Annotated in this window: 16 protein-coding genes; 10 read left to right on the top strand and 6 right to left on the bottom strand. The window is 64.5% G+C overall.

Features of this window, described 5'->3' with window-relative positions:
* Positions 1-28: 28 nt before the first annotated feature.
* Positions 29-307 carry a polyhydroxyalkanoic acid system family protein gene (locus AC0SZ7_RS16900; protein ID WP_475505442.1) on the bottom strand — a complete coding sequence of 93 codons (279 nt, stop codon included), beginning with the start codon at positions 305-307 and terminating at the stop codon, positions 29-31.
* Between the two features lie 137 nt (positions 308-444).
* On the opposite strand from AC0SZ7_RS16900, the gene ubiE reads away from it, so the two are divergent.
* From ubiE to AC0SZ7_RS16950, 10 genes are all read left to right on the top strand, one after another.
* Positions 445-1,215, top strand: coding sequence for a bifunctional demethylmenaquinone methyltransferase/2-methoxy-6-polyprenyl-1,4-benzoquinol methylase UbiE (gene ubiE / locus AC0SZ7_RS16905; protein ID WP_416422039.1), 771 nt, complete (start codon positions 445-447; stop codon positions 1,213-1,215).
* Positions 1,215-1,838, top strand: coding sequence for a ubiquinone biosynthesis accessory factor UbiJ (locus tag AC0SZ7_RS16910; protein WP_475505443.1), 624 nt, complete (start codon positions 1,215-1,217; stop codon positions 1,836-1,838). Before ubiE ends, AC0SZ7_RS16910 begins: the two co-directional genes overlap by 1 nt.
* Positions 1,835-3,439 carry a ubiquinone biosynthesis regulatory protein kinase UbiB gene (gene ubiB, locus AC0SZ7_RS16915; RefSeq protein ID WP_475505444.1) on the top strand — a complete coding sequence of 535 codons (1,605 nt, stop codon included), beginning with the start codon at positions 1,835-1,837 and terminating at the stop codon, positions 3,437-3,439. The genes AC0SZ7_RS16910 and ubiB overlap by 4 nt, the downstream gene beginning before the upstream one ends.
* Before the next feature lie 72 nt (positions 3,440-3,511).
* On the top strand, positions 3,512-3,913 hold the full coding sequence (hisI, locus tag AC0SZ7_RS16920; protein WP_475505445.1) for a phosphoribosyl-AMP cyclohydrolase: 402 nt from the start codon (positions 3,512-3,514) through the stop codon (positions 3,911-3,913).
* Positions 3,906-4,244 carry a phosphoribosyl-ATP diphosphatase gene (locus AC0SZ7_RS16925; protein WP_475505446.1) on the top strand — a complete coding sequence of 113 codons (339 nt, stop codon included), beginning with the start codon at positions 3,906-3,908 and terminating at the stop codon, positions 4,242-4,244. The genes hisI and AC0SZ7_RS16925 overlap by 8 nt, the downstream gene beginning before the upstream one ends.
* A 23-nt stretch (positions 4,245-4,267) precedes the next feature.
* Positions 4,268-4,534, top strand: coding sequence for a twin-arginine translocase TatA/TatE family subunit (locus tag AC0SZ7_RS16930; protein ID WP_416422034.1), 267 nt, complete (start codon positions 4,268-4,270; stop codon positions 4,532-4,534).
* Between the two features lie 4 nt (positions 4,535-4,538).
* On the top strand, positions 4,539-4,955 hold the full coding sequence (tatB, locus tag AC0SZ7_RS16935) for a Sec-independent protein translocase protein TatB (RefSeq protein ID WP_475505447.1): 417 nt from the start codon (positions 4,539-4,541) through the stop codon (positions 4,953-4,955).
* A complete protein-coding gene (tatC, locus tag AC0SZ7_RS16940; protein ID WP_475505448.1) occupies positions 4,952-5,740 on the top strand; it encodes a twin-arginine translocase subunit TatC in 789 nt (262 codons plus the stop codon). The genes tatB and tatC overlap by 4 nt, the downstream gene beginning before the upstream one ends.
* A complete protein-coding gene (locus AC0SZ7_RS16945; RefSeq protein ID WP_475505449.1) occupies positions 5,737-6,444 on the top strand; it encodes a 16S rRNA (uracil(1498)-N(3))-methyltransferase in 708 nt (235 codons plus the stop codon). The genes tatC and AC0SZ7_RS16945 overlap by 4 nt, the downstream gene beginning before the upstream one ends.
* Positions 6,445-6,629: 185 nt before the next feature.
* Positions 6,630-8,204 (top strand): methyl-accepting chemotaxis protein, encoded by a 1,575-nt coding sequence (locus tag AC0SZ7_RS16950; RefSeq protein ID WP_475505450.1) that lies wholly within the window; start codon positions 6,630-6,632, stop codon positions 8,202-8,204.
* Positions 8,205-8,717: 513 nt separating this feature from the next.
* Here the strand turns inward: AC0SZ7_RS16950 and AC0SZ7_RS16955 are convergent.
* The 5 genes from AC0SZ7_RS16955 to AC0SZ7_RS16975 all read right to left on the bottom strand — a co-directional run bounded on the left by AC0SZ7_RS16955 (position 8,718) and on the right by AC0SZ7_RS16975 (position 15,802).
* Positions 8,718-9,452 (bottom strand): amino acid ABC transporter ATP-binding protein, encoded by a 735-nt coding sequence (locus AC0SZ7_RS16955; protein WP_475505486.1) that lies wholly within the window; start codon positions 9,450-9,452, stop codon positions 8,718-8,720.
* Positions 9,445-10,407, bottom strand: coding sequence for an amino acid ABC transporter permease (locus AC0SZ7_RS16960; protein ID WP_475505451.1), 963 nt, complete (start codon positions 10,405-10,407; stop codon positions 9,445-9,447). Before AC0SZ7_RS16960 ends, AC0SZ7_RS16955 begins: the two co-directional genes overlap by 8 nt.
* A 69-nt stretch (positions 10,408-10,476) precedes the next feature.
* Positions 10,477-11,274, bottom strand: a complete 798-nt coding sequence (locus AC0SZ7_RS16965) for a transporter substrate-binding domain-containing protein (RefSeq protein ID WP_475505452.1) — start codon at positions 11,272-11,274, stop codon at positions 10,477-10,479.
* A gap of 222 nt (positions 11,275-11,496) precedes the next feature.
* A complete protein-coding gene (gene mdoH / locus AC0SZ7_RS16970) occupies positions 11,497-14,076 on the bottom strand; it encodes a glucans biosynthesis glucosyltransferase MdoH (RefSeq protein ID WP_475505453.1) in 2,580 nt (859 codons plus the stop codon).
* Positions 14,069-15,802, bottom strand: a complete 1,734-nt coding sequence (locus AC0SZ7_RS16975; protein WP_475505454.1) for a glucan biosynthesis protein G — start codon at positions 15,800-15,802, stop codon at positions 14,069-14,071. Before AC0SZ7_RS16975 ends, mdoH begins: the two co-directional genes overlap by 8 nt.
* Positions 15,803-15,832 lie beyond the last annotated feature (30 nt).

A 15,832-nucleotide genomic window follows, 5' to 3' on the forward strand; every position in this document is an offset into this window, starting at 1 on the left:
CTCCCACAAAGACAGCAGCTGCTACGGGTCAGCTGACCAGCGCTTTATCCAGCGCCTTCTCGATCTCGCCCTTGATCGACGAGCCCATGATCGACAGCATCATGCCCAGCTTCAAATCCACCCGAATGGTGTCGTCGCCAATGCGGATGGTGCCGCTGGCGCCGCTGCGCTTCACCTCCACGGTGTCCCCGTCCCAGCGGGCCTGCAGGTCGTATTCGCGGGCCAGCTTGTCCACCAGCACCTCGGCTTTCTGCCGGGCCGCTTCGCGCCCCAGGCCGTGTTTGCGCTCAACGCTGATTTGCGTCATCCAACCAGTCCCGCTCAAGTGATAATGCTGGCTATAGTATCGCGGTTGCGCTTCCAAGCCATCTGCGACCAGCCTTGCCAAGACAAAGCCGGCCATGGGGATTAGAATGGCCAGTAATTTTTTCCGGTGACAGCGATATGACCGATCAGCGCAAAGCCAGCGATGCCGAACCCACTACTCACTTCGGCTACAAGAACGTGCCCGAAAGCAAGAAGGCCGAGAAGGTCGCCGAGGTATTCCACTCGGTAGCGGCCAAGTACGACCTGATGAACGACGTGCTCTCGGGCGGCATGCACCGGCTGTGGAAACGCTTCGCCATCGAACTGTCGGGCGTGCGCAGCGGCAACCGCGTGCTGGACATCGCCGGCGGCACCGGCGACCTGACCCGCAAGTTCTCCCACCTGGTGGGCAGCAGCGGCGAAGTGGTGCTGGCCGACATCAACGAATCCATGCTCAAGGTAGGCCGCGACCGCCTGCTGGACCTGGGCGTGGCCGGCAACGTCAAGTTCGTCCAGGCCGACGCCGAGAAGCTGCCGTTCCCGGACAACTACTTCGACTGCGTGACCATCGCCTTCGGCCTGCGCAACGTCACCCACAAGGAAGACGCCATCGCCTCGATGCTGCGCGTGCTCAAGCCGGGCGGCCGCCTGCTGGTGCTGGAGTTCTCCAAGCCGACCAACAAGTTCATGTCCAAGGTGTACGACGCCTACTCGTTCGCATTCATGCCCCTGGCTGGCAAGCTGATCACCAACGACTCGGAAAGCTACCGCTACCTGGCCGAATCGATCCGCATGCACCCTGACCAGGAAACGCTGAAGTCGATGATGGTGCAGGCCGGTTTCGACCGCGTCACCTACCACAACATGACCTCGGGCATCGTTGCCCTGCACCGCGGCATCAAGCCCTGATGCTGTTCAGCGGCCTGATCGCCAGCGCCGAACACGGCCTCAACCGTGTGTTGCGCCTGGACAGCACGGCGCTGCCACGCCTGGCGCGCCTGGCCGGCAAGGTGATCGAAGTCGATTGCCTGATGCCGGCCATGAAACTGTTCATCCTGCCCAGCGGTGAAGGCCTGATGCTAGCCAGCCAATGGGCAGCGCCGGCCGACTGCGTGCTGCAGGCGCCGGCCAGCAGCCTGGCGCAGCTGGCGCTGAGCAAGGACAAGACCGCGGTGCTGCACAGCCCGCAGGTGGACCTTGCCGGCGACAGCGCCGTGCTGCTGGAACTGGTGGCAGTGTTGCAGGATCTGGAACTGGACTGGGAATACGAGCTGCAACGCTGGCTCGGCCCGGTGGCCAGCCAACTGATCAGCGGCCACCTGCGCCGCGACGCCAGTTGGGTGCGCAAGGGCCTGTCCAGCCTGAACCAGAACATGGCCGAATACCTGGCCGAAGAAACCCGCACCCTGGTGGGCAAGCACGAAGCCGAAGCCAGGTTTGCCGAAATCGACGAGCTCAAGCTCGATGTCGAACGCCTCGAAGCGCGCCTTGAGCGCCTCGCCCAATCCCTCAAACCTAGCGATAACGCATGAAGCTGCTTGCCGTCCGCCGTTTGTTGCGCATTCAGCGCGTCGTGATCCGCTACCGTCTCGATGACCTGCTATTTGCCCTCCCCCTGCCGTGGTTCCTGCGCATCACGCGCTTTGCCATGCCCTGGCGCTGGTTCCCGCGCAAGCGCCTGGAACTGACCCGCGGCGCAGCGCTGCGCCTGGCGCTGCAGGACCTGGGGCCGATCTTCATCAAGTTCGGCCAACTGCTGTCCACGCGCCGCGACCTGTTGCCCGAAGACATCGCCGACGAGCTGATGCTGCTGCAGGACCGCGTGCCGCCGTTCGACCCGCAGCAGGCTATCAAGCTGATCGAGGAGCAACTGGGCAGCAAGATCGTCGAGGTGTTCAGCCGCTTCGACGTCGAACCGCTGGCTTCAGCCTCGGTGGCCCAGGTGCACTCGGCGCAGCTGCGCAGTGGCGAGGAAGTGGTGGTCAAGGTGGTGCGCCCGGGCCTCAAGCCGGTCATCGGCCAGGACCTGGCGTGGTTGTTCCTGCTGGCGCGCTGGGCCGAGAAGTTCTCGGCTGACGCGCGCCTGCTGCACCCCGTGGACGTGGTGGCCGACTACGAGAAAACCATCTACGACGAGCTCGACCTGTTGCGCGAGGCGGCCAACTCCAGCCAGCTGCGGCGCAACTTCGAAGACTCGGACATGCTCTACGTGCCCCAGGTGTACTGGGACTGGTGCCGCCCCAAGGTGCTGGTGATGGAGCGCATCTACGGCATCCAGGTCACTGACCTGGCCACCCTGGCCGACCAGCGCACCGACATGAAGCTGCTGGCCGAGCGCGGCGTGGAGATCTTCTTCACCCAGGTGTTCCGCGACAGCTTCTTCCACGCCGACATGCACCCGGGCAACATCTTCATCAGCACCGTGGCGCCGTGGAGCCCCAAATACATCGCCATCGACTGCGGCATCGTCGGCAGCCTCACGCCCGAAGACCAGGATTACCTGGCGCGCAACCTGTTTGCGTTCTTCAAGCGCGACTACCGCCGCGTGGCGCAGCTGCACATCGACTCGGGCTGGGTACCGGCCGAGACCAAGCTGAATGAATTCGAGGCGGCGATCCGCACCGTCTGCGAGCCGATCTTCGAGAAACCGCTGAAGGACATTTCCTTCGGCCAGGTGCTGATGCGCCTGTTCCAGACCGCGCGGCGCTTCAACATGGAAGTGCAGCCGCAGCTGGTGCTGCTGCAGAAAACCCTGCTCAACATCGAAGGCCTGGGCCGCCAGCTGTACCCGGACCTGGACCTGTGGAGCACCGCCCAGCCGTTCCTGGAACGCTGGATGCGCGAGCGCATGAGCCCCAAGAGCCTGTTCCACAACGTGCAATCCCAGGTTGAACAGCTGCCGCACCTGGCCAACATGACCCGCGACCTGCTGGAACGCATGTCGCAGCCCCACGCCAAGGACGCCCCGCCGCCCTGGCAGCAACCGCGCGAACAGCGCGCGCTGCGCGTGGTGGGTGGCGCCCTGCTGGCCGGGGGTGCGACACTGGCCGCCACCGGCGGCGCCATCGACAGCCTGGCCGCGTGGCCCGCATGGATCATGCTGGCCGCAGGCCTTTACCTGGTCGCGCGTTGATAGCCAGCCGCACATGAGGGTGGCACACTAGTAAGGAGTTCGAGCCGATCGAACTCGTAGTCGGAGTCAAAAATGAAAGACTGGCTGGACGAGATCAACTGGAACAGCGACGGCCTTGTCCCGGCCATCGCCCAGGATCACAAGACCGGGCGCGTGCTGATGATGGCCTGGATGAACCGCGAGGCGCTGGCCCTGACCGCCGCCGAGAACCGCGCCATCTACTGGTCGCGCTCGCGCGGCAAACTGTGGCGCAAGGGCGAGGACTCCGGGCACGTGCAGCATTTGCACGAAATGCGCCTGGACTGCGACGCCGACGTGATTATCCTGATGGTTGAACAAGTAGGCGACATTGCCTGCCATACTGGCCGTCAAAGCTGCTTCTACCGCGTTTACGAGAACGGCGACTGGAAAACCGTCGACCCCGTGCTCAAGGACCCGAAAGCCATCTACCAGCCAGGACACTCCCATGACTGACAGCACCCTGACCCGGCTCGCCGAGGTACTGGAGTCGCGCAAAGGCGCCGAGCCCGACAGCTCCTACGTCGCCAGCCTCTACCATAAGGGCCTGAACAAGATTCTGGAAAAGGTCGGCGAAGAGTCGGTCGAGACCATCATCGCCGCCAAGGACGCCGCCGTCAGCGGAGATTACAGCGATGTCATCTATGAAACCGCCGATCTGTGGTTCCATAGCATGGTCATGCTGGCTGCGCTGGGGCAACACCCGCAGGCCGTCCTGGATGAACTGGACCGCCGCTTCGGGCTTTCCGGCCACGCCGAAAAAGCCGCCCGCCAGCCTTCTGCATAACGTATCGAACGAGGATTTACCCCATGGGTCTCTTTGACTGGAAACACTGGATTGTCATCCTGATTGTCGTGGTACTGGTATTCGGTACCAAGAAACTGAAAAACCTGGGCACCGACGTCGGCGAGTCCATCAAGGGCTTCCGCAAGGCCATGAACGACGACGAAAAGCCCGCCGACCAGCCGGTGCCACCTGCCCAGCCAGTGCACCCGCAGGCCACCTCGCCCCTGAGCCAGCCGCACACCATCGATGCCACGGCCCAGAAAGTCGAAGACCCCATCAGGAAAGACTGAAGTCATGTTCGGGATCAGCTTCAGCGAATTGCTTCTGGTGGGCCTGGTGGCCCTGCTGGTGCTCGGCCCCGAGCGCCTGCCGGGTGCCGCCCGCACCGCCGGCCTGTGGGTAGGCCGGCTCAAGCGCAGCTTCAATGCCATCAAGGCGGAAGTGGAACGTGAAATCGGCGCCGACGAAATTCGCCGGCAGCTGCACAACGAGCACATCCTCTCGCTGGAACAGGAAGCGAAGAAGATCCTCAACCCGCTTGCGCAGCCCGCGCAGCCACCGGTTGTGCAGCCACAACCCACGCAGGTGCCTGAACCTGCGCCTGTGCATGCCGAACCTGCACCGGCCGCCCCGGTGCATGCCTCGCCCGAGCAAGTCCCCGGCGCCCACACGCCGCCTCACGATCCGACACAGCCGCCGCGAGCCCCATGAGCGAAATTCCCGAAAACGACCAGCCCATGCCGCTGGTCTCGCACCTCACCGAGCTGCGAACCCGCCTGCTGCGCTGCGTAGCCGCGGTATTCGTCATCTTCGCCGCGCTGTTTGCCTTCACCCAGCAGATCTACACCTTCGTCTCGGTGCCGCTGCGCGAATACCTGCCGGCCGGCGCGACCATGATCGCCACCGACGTGTCGTCGCCATTCCTGACGCCACTGAAGCTGACCATGATGGTCTCGCTGTTCCTGGCCATCCCGGTCATCCTGCACCAGATCTGGGGTTTCATCGCACCCGGCCTGTACAAGCACGAGAAACGCGTGGCGGTGCCGCTGCTGATCTCCAGCATCCTGCTGTTCTACTGCGGCATGGCCTTCGCCTACTTCCTGGTGTTCCCGCTGATCTTCAAATTCTTCGCCGCGGCCACCCCGGCCGGCGTGCAGATGATGACGGACATCACCAGCTACCTCGATTTCGTCATGACCCTGTTCTTCGCCTTCGGCGTGGCGTTCGAGATCCCGGTGGCCGTGGTGCTGCTGGTGTGGATCGGCGTGGTCGACGTCCAGCAGCTGAAGAAGATGCGCCCGTACGTGATCATCGGCTGCTTCGTGGTAGGCATGCTGCTGACGCCACCGGACATCTTCTCGCAGACCCTGCTGGCGGTGCCCATGTGGATGCTGTTCGAGGTTGGCGTGCTGTTCGGCGGCCTTGTCAGCAAGCGTGGCGACCACGAAGAAGACGCCAGCGACCATAACGACCAGCCGCCAGCGACCCAGGCGTGAACCTGCTGTTGCTCGAGGAGGCCGATTTCATCGCGGCCGACCGGGTGGTCCTGCGCGACCGCCGCCTGAAGCACATGCAGGAAGTGCACGGCGTGGCCGTGGGCGACAGCCTGCGCGTGGGCCGCATCAACGGCCTGATGGGCCGCGCCGAGGTAATGCGCCTGGAAGCCCGCGAAGCCGAGCTGCAGGTAGTGCTGGACCAGGCCCCGCCGGCCAAGCTGCCGCTGACCCTGGTGCTGGCCCTGCCGCGGCCGAAAATGCTGCGCCGGGTGTTCCAGACCGTGGCCACCATGGGCGTTGCCAAGGTGGTACTGGTGAACAGCTACCGGGTGGAGAAAAGCTTCTGGCAGACGCCCTTCCTGCAACCGGACGCTATCCGCGAGAACCTGGTGCTGGGCCTGGAACAGGCGCGCGACACCGTGCTGCCGGAAATCATCATCGAGAAGCGCTTCAAGCCCTTCGTCGAAGACCGCCTGCCCGCCATCGCCGACGGCACCCTGGGCCTGGTGGGCCACCCTGGCGACCACCCGCCATGCCCCCGCGGCCTGAGCGAGCCGGTGACCCTGGCGATTGGCCCGGAAGGCGGCTGGATACCCTACGAGGTCGAGCTGCTGGGCAAGGCGGGCCTGAACCCGGTGCAACTTGGCGAGCGCATCCTGCGCGTCGAGACAGCCGTCACCGCCTTGCTGGCCCGTTTGTTCTAGCGCGATTTTGTGGGAGCTGGCTTGCCAGCGAGCTTTTAAGCGGCCCCCAAAAGCTCGCTGGCAAGCCCCCACCCACAAAAGCCCGGAAAAGACCCAACCACCGGATTACAAATACTTTGCACCAAGCCGATACAGAGGCACGCTAATGGCAAAACGCCCTGTCTGCTCGCTAGGAGTGCAAGCGCATGTATCGTTGGATGCAATACCACCTCGGGCACATCGGTGTGCAACGCAAATTGATGCTGGGGTTCGGCCTGGTGCTGGCCATGACCCTGCTCACCGTCACCGCCGGCTGGAACGGCCTGGGCGCCCTGATTGAACGGGGCGACAAGCTCAACACTATCTCCAATGTCAGCGACCTCACCCGTGACCTGCGCATCGCCCGCCTGAGCGTGGCGAACGAGAACGGCAGCATCGACGGCGTGCTGAAGGTGCTGGGCAAGCTCGACAATGAGCTGGCAACCGCCCGCGCCCACCTCAGCTCACCCGAAGACGTGGCAGTGCTGGAACGCCAGATCAGTGCCGCGCGCGAATACCGCCAGACGGTCACCGAGCTTAACGCGGCGCGCAATGACCCTCAGCGTGACCAGGCGCCGCTGTTCAAGCGCCTGGCCGACGCCGGCAGCGTGCTGCTGGACTCGGCCGACGAGCTGACCCGCTCGCAGACCGCCAAGCGCAACGCCGACGCCGCCAAGGCCCGTGAGTGGCTGGTGGGCAGCGCCGCCATGGCGTTGCTCTTCAGCGTGCTCGCCGGCTTCGCCATCACCCGCCAGGTGGTCCGCCCGCTGCACACCACCCTGAGGATCATGGACGAGGTGGCCGCCGGCGACCTCACCCACGACCACACCGTGGACCGCAGCGACGAGCTGGGCCAGTTGCAGAACAGCCTGCAGCGCATGACCGTGGGCCTGCGCACGCTGATCGCCGGTATCAGCGACGGCGTCACACAGATCGCCAGCGCCGCCGAAGAACTGTCGGCGGTTACCGAACAGACCAGCGCCGGGGTCACCAGCCAGAAAGTCGAGACCGACCAGGTGGCCACCGCCATGAACCAGATGGCCGCTACCGTGCAGGAAGTGGCGCGCAATGCCGAACAGGCCAGCGAGGCCGCCGTGGCAGCCGACCAGCAGGCCCGCGAAGGCGACCGCGTGGTGAGCGAGGCCATCGAGCAGATCGAACGCCTGGCGGCCGAGGTGGGCCATTCCACCGAAGCCATGGGCCACCTCAAGCGCGAGAGCGACAAGATCGGCGGCGTGCTGGACGTGATCAAGTCCGTGGCCCAGCAAACCAACCTGCTGGCCCTCAACGCGGCCATCGAGGCCGCCCGCGCAGGCGAGGCCGGCCGTGGCTTCGCCGTGGTGGCCGACGAGGTGCGCAGCCTGGCCCAGCGCACGCAGAAATCCACCGAAGAGATCGAACAGCTGATTGCCGGCCTGCAAAGCGGCACCCAGCAGGTGGCCACGGTGATGGACAACAGCCGCAGCCTCACCGACAGCAGCGTCGAACTGACCCGCCGCGCCGGCAGTTCCCTGGAGAACATCACCCGCACCGTGTCGACCATCCAGAACATGAACCAGCAGATTGCCGCTGCGGCCGAACAGCAAAGCGCGGTAGCCGAGGAAATCAACCGCAGCGTGCTGAACGTGCGGGATGTGTCGGACCAGACCTCGGCGGCCAGTGAAGAGACCGCAGCGTCCAGCATCGAGCTGGCGCGGCTGGGCACCCACCTCCAAGGCCTGGTAGGCCGCTTCCGGGTCTGACCCCGTAGCAGCTGCCGAAGGCTGCGTCCGGGCCATCTGCGGTGCCTGCGGACGCCGCCTGGCGGCAGCTGCTACGGGAAGGGGCATCGCCTGCATCGCGGCCAAGGCCGGCTCCTACCATGAACGGTGTAGGAGCCGACTTTAGTCGCGATGCAGACGACGCCAATTCAAGACAGTTGCTGCTACGTCATCGTGGTTTCAGGCCAATGTTCAGGTCAACCTGGCCCGCTGTAGAAGCGGCCTATGGCCGCGAAGGCCTCACCGCGCAGGGCCTGAAATACTGCGGCGTCTGCTTCGCGGGCACGGCGCGCTCCTACAGGTGCCCACCAGACAGTTGCTGCTACGCAGACCCCTGTAGCAGCGGCCGCAGGCCGCGTCATGGGCGCGGCGGTGAGCCTGATGCACCGCGCATGCAAGACGCAGCCTGCGGCAGCTGCTACGGGAGGGGGGCATCGCCTGCATCGCGGCCAGGGCCGGCTCCTACCATGAACGGTGCAGGAGCCGACTTGACGCTTACAGTACCTGGCGCAGGAACGCCTGGGCGCGGGGGTCGCGGGGGTTGCTGAAGAATTGCTCGGGGGGCGAGTCTTCCAGCAGTTTGCCGTGGTCGAAGAACAGCACGCGGTGCGCCACTTCGCGGGCGAAGCCCATTTCGTGGGTGACGCAGATCATGGTCATGCCTTCCAGCGCCAGGGTCTTCATCACGTCCAGCACTTCACCGACCATTTCCGGGTCCAGCGCCGAGGTGGGCTCGTCGAACAGCATCACCTTCGGGTCCATGGCCAACGCGCGGGCAATGGCCACGCGCTGTTGCTGGCCGCCCGACAGGCGCGACGGGTATTCATTGGCCTTCTGGCCGATGCCTACCTTGTCCAGCAGCATGCGCGCCTTTTCCTCGCGCTCCTTCTTGCTGCGCTTGCGCACGATTTTCTGCGCCAGGCACAGGTTTTCCAGCACGGTCATGTGCGGGAACAGGTTGAAGTGCTGGAACACCATGCCCACTTCGCGACGGTAGGCGTTGACGTCGGTCTTGGGGTCTACCAGCGACAGGCCGTCGATGCTCACCGCGCCTTCGTCGAACTGCTCCAGGCCATTCAGGCAGCGCAGGAAGGTGGACTTGCCCGAACCCGAAGGCCCGACCACCACCAGCACTTCGCCCTTGGCCACCTGCGTGGTCACGTGGTCCACCGCGCGCACCACGTGGCCGCGGGTGTCGAAGACTTTCACCAGGTCACGAACTTCAATCACTTTGCGCAAGCCTCCGCTCAAGCCGGCTGGCGAAGTGCGACAGCGGCAGGTTGATCAGCAAATACAGGGCCGCCACGCAGAACCAGATCTCGAACGTGGAGAACGAGGTGGTGATGGCTTCGCGGCCGGCCTTGGTCAGCTCGGTGATGGAAATGACCGACACCAGCGAGGTGTCCTTGACCAGGCTGATGAACTGCCCGGCCAGCGGCGGCAGCACGCGCTTGAACGCTTGCGGCAGGATGACGTGGCGCATCGACTGGCCTGCGCTCAGGCCCAGCGAACGGGCGGCCTCGCCCTGGCCCCGGGCGATGGACTGCACGCCGGCCCGCACGATCTCGGCCACGTAGGCGCCGGTGAACAGCGCCAGCGCCGCCACGCCGGCGAACTCGCGCGACAGGTTGAGCACAGTGCCGATGAAGAAGTAGAAGATGAACAGCTGCACCAGCAGCGGCGTGCCGCGCACCAGTTCGACATACACCGTGGACAGGTCGCGCAGGGTGGGGTTGCCGGACAGGCGGCACAGCCCGGCCACCAGGCCGATGAACAGGCCGATCACCCCCGACAGCACCGAGATCCACACCGTGGCCCACAGGCCCCAGGCCAACGGCCCTGCGGCCCAATGGCGGGTAACGCCTACCGGGTCACCTTCGGAGATATCGTCGCCCTGGGACACTCTCACGCTGTCCTGGGCCACGTTCAGCACCTGCTGGTCGCCGTCCTCGTCCTTGAGCGTCACCCGGGTCATGCTGCCCTGGGCGTCGATGGCCTCCACGGTGCCGTTGCCGCTGGCGCGCTGCACGTCTTCGGCCTGGTAGGCGAAGTACTGCGGCACGCGGCTCCAGCGCCACTCGTAGGAAATCAGCGAAGTCGCGTAAAACAGGGTGACAGCCAGGCCCACCAGGACCAGCGCCGTCAGCCCGTGCCAGGGCCACTGGGCTTTCTTGTGTTTGATCACTACTGCCTTTCCGTAAATGCGAACGCGCGGGCAAGCCCGCGCGCTGGTGTCAGACAAGGACGACTGGGGTTATTCCATGTCCTTGAGCCAAGTGGTGCTCTTGAACCACTTGTCGTGAATGCGATCGTAGGACCCGTCTTCATGGGCCTGGCGCAGGAAGTTGTTGATGAAGTTCAGGCTGTCGTAGTCGCCCTTCTTCAGGCCGAAGGCCAGCGGCTCGTAGGTAAACGGCTTCTCCAGGAACAGCAGCTTGCCGTTGCCCGCCTTGTCGACGGCCACCACGTTGTAGGGCGAATCGTAGACGAAGGCGTCAGCCTTGCCGTTGACCACGTCCATCACCGCTTCCTGTTCATTGTCGTAGCCGTGGTACTGGGCCTTGGACATCAGTTTGCGCGAGACCATCTCGCCAGTGGTGCCGACCTTGGAGGTCAGGCGGTACTGGGGATCGTTGAGGTCCTTGTAGGACTTGATCTTGTCCTGCAGGTCCTTGCGGATCAGCAGGGTCTGGCCGACCACGATGAAGGGGTCGCTGAAGTTGATGCGCAGGTTGCGTTCCTGGGTCAGGGTCAGGCCGCTGCCGATCAGGTCGAACTTGTCGGTCAACAGGGCCGGGATGATACCGTCGAGGCTGGTGGACACCAGCTCCAGCTTGACGCCCATGGACTTGGCCATGGCCTTGAGCAGGTCGACTTCGAAGCCGATGATCTCGCCGCGCTTGTCGGTCATCTCGAATGGCATGTAGGTAGGGTCCATGCCCACCCGCAGCGTGCCGCGCTTGACCGCGTCATCAATGGCGCCCGCCTGGGCGGAACCCACTGCGCCCAGCGCCATGACGCCCAGCAGCAGCATCGACAGATACTTCTTCATCACCAAGTCCCCTAACTAACGCGTTGCAACGTGCTCGCGCGTGTCAATTCAGGGCGCCGCACATCGGGGGCGCACCATTTCGGGGTGCGATCCTAACGTACTCGTCTGGTAGTACAAGTGCTGAAGAGGGATTTAATGCGCAAAGGTCGACAGAAAGTGACCGTTGGCAGTGTTTCCAGAGGTTTCCAACGGCCCCGGGCAGTGCGCCCGGGGCCAGTGGAATCACGCGTTCGCCAGGGCTGGCGGCGTGGCTGAGTGCGGTTGCAGTGGCAGCAGCGGCGAATGCGGGTCAGCCTCGATGGACTGGCGCCAGGCGCCAAGCCAGGCTTCGTTGCCCTCGCTCCAGACCAGTGCATGCAGGCGCGCCAGCGCCACCGGGTCGCTGAGCAGGTGCAGGCGGGTGTTGCCGTCCAGCTTCAACGGACCAGCGGTCAGAGCCTTGCGAATACGCTCCTCACGCAGCGATTCGATCGGCGCCACCGAGCGGTGCCGGGCAGTGGCCAGGGCGCAAGCCAGGGCGTTCTGCTGCGGGTCCACCACGGCGCGGATGAAACCATCCTTCAGCGCGTGCCAGCGGTTCTCGTGGGTGTACTGGTCGGTGGAGATCAGCTCCTGCGGCGTGTCGTACTCCTCGGGGATGAGGAACAGCTTCTCGTCGCGGGCGCTGAGGCCCAGGTTGGTGCGGCTGGAAATCACCGACACCGGGATCGACAGCATCAACGAACCGACGATAGGCGTCAGCCACCACAGGAAGCTTGGGTTCAGCCAGCACACCAGCAACGCCCACAGGAAGCCCAGCAGGGTTTGCGGGCCGTGGCGGCGCACCGCTTCGCTCCATGGCGTGGAGTCGTCGTCACGCTGCGGCGAGTTCCAGGTGGCGGCCCAGCCCAGGAACGCGGCCAGCACGAACCGGGTGTGGAACAGCATGCGCACCGGCGCCAGCAGCACGGAGAACAGCATCTCCAGCAGCATCGAGATAGTCACCTTGATGCGGCCGCCGTACTCTTTGGCACCCTTGGCCCAGATCAGGATGATGCTCAGCAGCTTGGGCAGGAACAGCAGCACGATGGTGGTGGAGAACAGCGCCACGGCTTTTTCCGGGTGCCACTGTGGCCACAGCGGGTACAGCTGCCGTGGTTCCAGGAAGTACGCAGGCTCCATCAGCGTGTTCACCGCCAGCAGCGCGGTGGACAGCACCAGGAAGAAGAACCACAGCGGCGCCGACAGGTACGACATGACGCCCGTCAGGAACACCGCGCGGTGCACCGGGTGCATGCCTTTCACCAGGAACAGGCGGAAGTTCATCAGGTTGCCGTGGCACCAGCGACGGTCGCGCTTGAGCTCGTCGAGCAGGTTGGGCGGCAGTTCTTCGTAGCTGCCCGGCAGGTCGTAGGCGATCCACACGCCCCAGCCGGCACGGCGCATCAGCGCTGCTTCGACGAAGTCGTGGGACAGGATGGCGCCAGCGAACGCGCCCTTGCCCGGCAACGGCGCCAAGGCGCAGTGCTCGATGAACGGCTTCATGCGAATGATCGCGTTGTGGCCCCAGTAGTGCGACTCGCCCAGCTGCCAGAAGTGCAGGCCGGCGGTGAACAGCGGGCCGTACACGCGGGTGGCGAACTGCTGCATGCGCGCATACAGGGTGTCCATGCCCGACGCCTTCGGCGCGGTCTGGATGATACCGGCGTCCGGGGTGGCCTCCATCAGGCGCACCAGGCTGGTCAGGCATTCGCCGCTCATGACGCTGTCGGCGTCCAGCACCACCATGTAGCGGTAGTCACTGCCCCAGCGACGGCAGAAGTCGTCGAGGTTGCCGCTCTTGCGTTTCACGCGGCGACGGCGGCGGCGGTAGAAGATCTTGCCGAAGCCCTTGGCCTCGCGGCACACGTCCAGCCAGGCCTGTTGCTCGGCCACGGCGATGTCGGTGTCGTTGGTGTCCGACAGCACGAAGAAGTCGAAACGGTCCAGGTCACCGGTGGCGGCTACCGATTCAAAGGTAGCGCGCAGGCCGGCGAACACCCGCGGCACGTCTTCGTTGCAGATAGGCATCACCAGCGCGGTGCGGGCACCGGGCTCGATCGGCTCGTTGCCGGCGCTGGCACCGGAGATGCGGTACTTGTCGCGCCCGGTCAGCAGTTCCAGGAAGCCCATCAGGGCGGTCCAGAAGCCCGCCGACACCCAGCAGAACAGGATACCGAAGAGAATCAGGATGCTGGTCTGCAGCACATACGGCAGCACTTGCTGCGCGGTTTGCGCCACGGACTGGTGCAGCACCTCGTCCAGGTCCACGAACGACCAGCCCTGGTAGGGCAGGATGCCTTTCATGTAGTAACCGGCGACGATGGTCTGGCCCAGCATCAGCGCCAGCAGGATGTAGCGGCGCATCGAGCCTACCCAGCGCCAGCGCGCCTTGGGCAGTTCGCGCTTGTCGCTGACCGGTTCCGGCGCGCTCTTCTGGCCGGTAACCCGGCGCCACATGCGTACCAGCACGTTGGTGCGCCAAGGCTCCGGGACCACCCGCGTGCGGTTGATCGGCGGGGTGGCCTTGAGCTTCACGCGGCCGTCGGAATCGACCGAGAGCATCTCGGCCTCTTCCAGTTCAGCGGCGCTGTTGAGGGTCAACCGGCGGCCGACCGAGGCCTGGGCGGCCTCGCGCGACTCGTCCGCCGGCTGCGCGGAGAGGTATTCATGCAGCTCGCTGAACGAGTTGCAGCGGGCAAGTTCTGCGCGCTGCTCCTCGCTCAGGGGCAGGTGGGCCAGGTATTCGCTGAGCGACTCCGGCCGGGTCTGTGAATTACTCATCGGAAGGCAACTGGTAGCTCCAGGTTTCGGTCAGTACCTGATCGGACTTGACCGGCTCCTCGGTGGTGGGCGCAGCCGGGGCTGGCTGCTCGGCAGGCTTGTCGGCCTTGGCATGCTTGGCGTTGGCCTTGGCGTGCTTGGCGGCAGGCTTCTCTTCCTTCACAGGCTCAGCCGGCTTGGCGGGCGGCAATGGTGCGTCCTTGACCAGTGCGGCGCGCATTTCCACCGACTGTTTCGGGTCCTTCACCTTCAGGCGCAGCGTCAGCCGCCAGCCTTTGGTTTCCGGGTTGTAGCGCAGATTGTTCTCGACCAGCTCGGCGTTGTCGCCAACGCTCACCTGGCTGCGCACCTGGGCGTCTTCAGGCAGGGCGGCAAGCACCGGGCCGGTGAAGTCGATCAGGAAGGCCACGCTGCCGTCAGGCTGGCGGATCAGGTTGGACTGCTTGACGTCGCCGGTGGAGCGCAGGGTCTGCTTGACCCAGGCGGTTTCAGGCGAGTGCAGCTGGTCTTCGTTGGAAGTCCATACCAGGCGGTAGTCGTGATCCAGGGCCTGGCCTGGTTCCGGGAGTTTTTCCGGGTTCCAGAAGGCAACGATGTTGTCGTTGGTTTCATCGGCAGTCGGGATCTCGACCAGGTCGACGGTACCCTTGCCCCAGTCACCCTTCGGCTCTACCCAGGCGCTTGGGCGCTTGTCGTAGCGGTCATCCAGGTCTTCGTAGCGGCCAAACTCGCGGCCACGCTGCAGCAGGCCGAAACCTTTCGGGTTCTCGACGGTGAAGCTGCTGACGGCCAGGTGTTTAGGGTTGTTCAGCGGGCGCCAGATCCACTCATTGTTGCCGGCATGAATCGACAGGCCAGTGGAGTCGTGCAGCTCGTGGCGATAGTTCAGCACCTTGGACGGCTGGTTGGAGCCGAACAGGAACATGCTGGTCAGCGGGGCGATGCCCAGGCGGCTGACGTGGTCACGCAGGTAGACCTTGGACTGCACGTCGACCACGGTGTCTTCACCCGGGCGCAGGGTCAGCTTGTAGGCGCCGGTGGAGCGTGGCGAGTCCAGCAGGGCGTAGATCACCAGGAACTTGTCGGCCGGGTTCGGCTTGTCGATCCAGAACTCGGTGAAGCGCGGGAACTCTTCACCCGATGGCAGCGCGGTGTCGATGGCCAGGCCACGCGCCGACAGGCCATAGGTGTGGCCCTTGCCGACAACGCGGAAGTAGCTGGCACCCAGCAGGGTCATGACTTCGTCCTGCTTGTCCGCCTTGTTCAGCGGGTACAGCACGCGGAAACCGGCGTAGCCCAGCTTCTCGGTGGACTTTGGATCAAATTTCAGGTCGCCGAAATCGAAACGAGCCGGGTCGTACTTGATTTCCTGGACCTTGTCGTTGGCGATTTCGTTGATTTTCACCGGGGTGTCAAAATGCATGCCCTGGTGGTAGAACGAGAGCTTGAAGGGGGTCTTGTCGTTCGCCCACTCGGCTTTCTCGTTCAGGAAACGAATTTTCTGATAGTCAGCGAACTTCATGTCCCGGAATTCGGCAGGCAGATTGCTTTTGGGCGCCTCGAATTTCTGCCCGGCAAGATCCTTTGCCTTGGCTGCCACGTCATCCAGGCCAAAGGCCCAGATCTGGCCCGCGCTCAGCAGGCAGAGGAGTGCAGACCCCGTCAGCAACGCGCTACGTAGGCGCTTGCCTGGGGTTCTTGGTGCATTACAGGGACTAACAATCACGAGCAACCCTCGCCGAAAAACAAATCAAAA

This window comes from Pseudomonas sp. JC1203, from assembly GCF_056175065.1.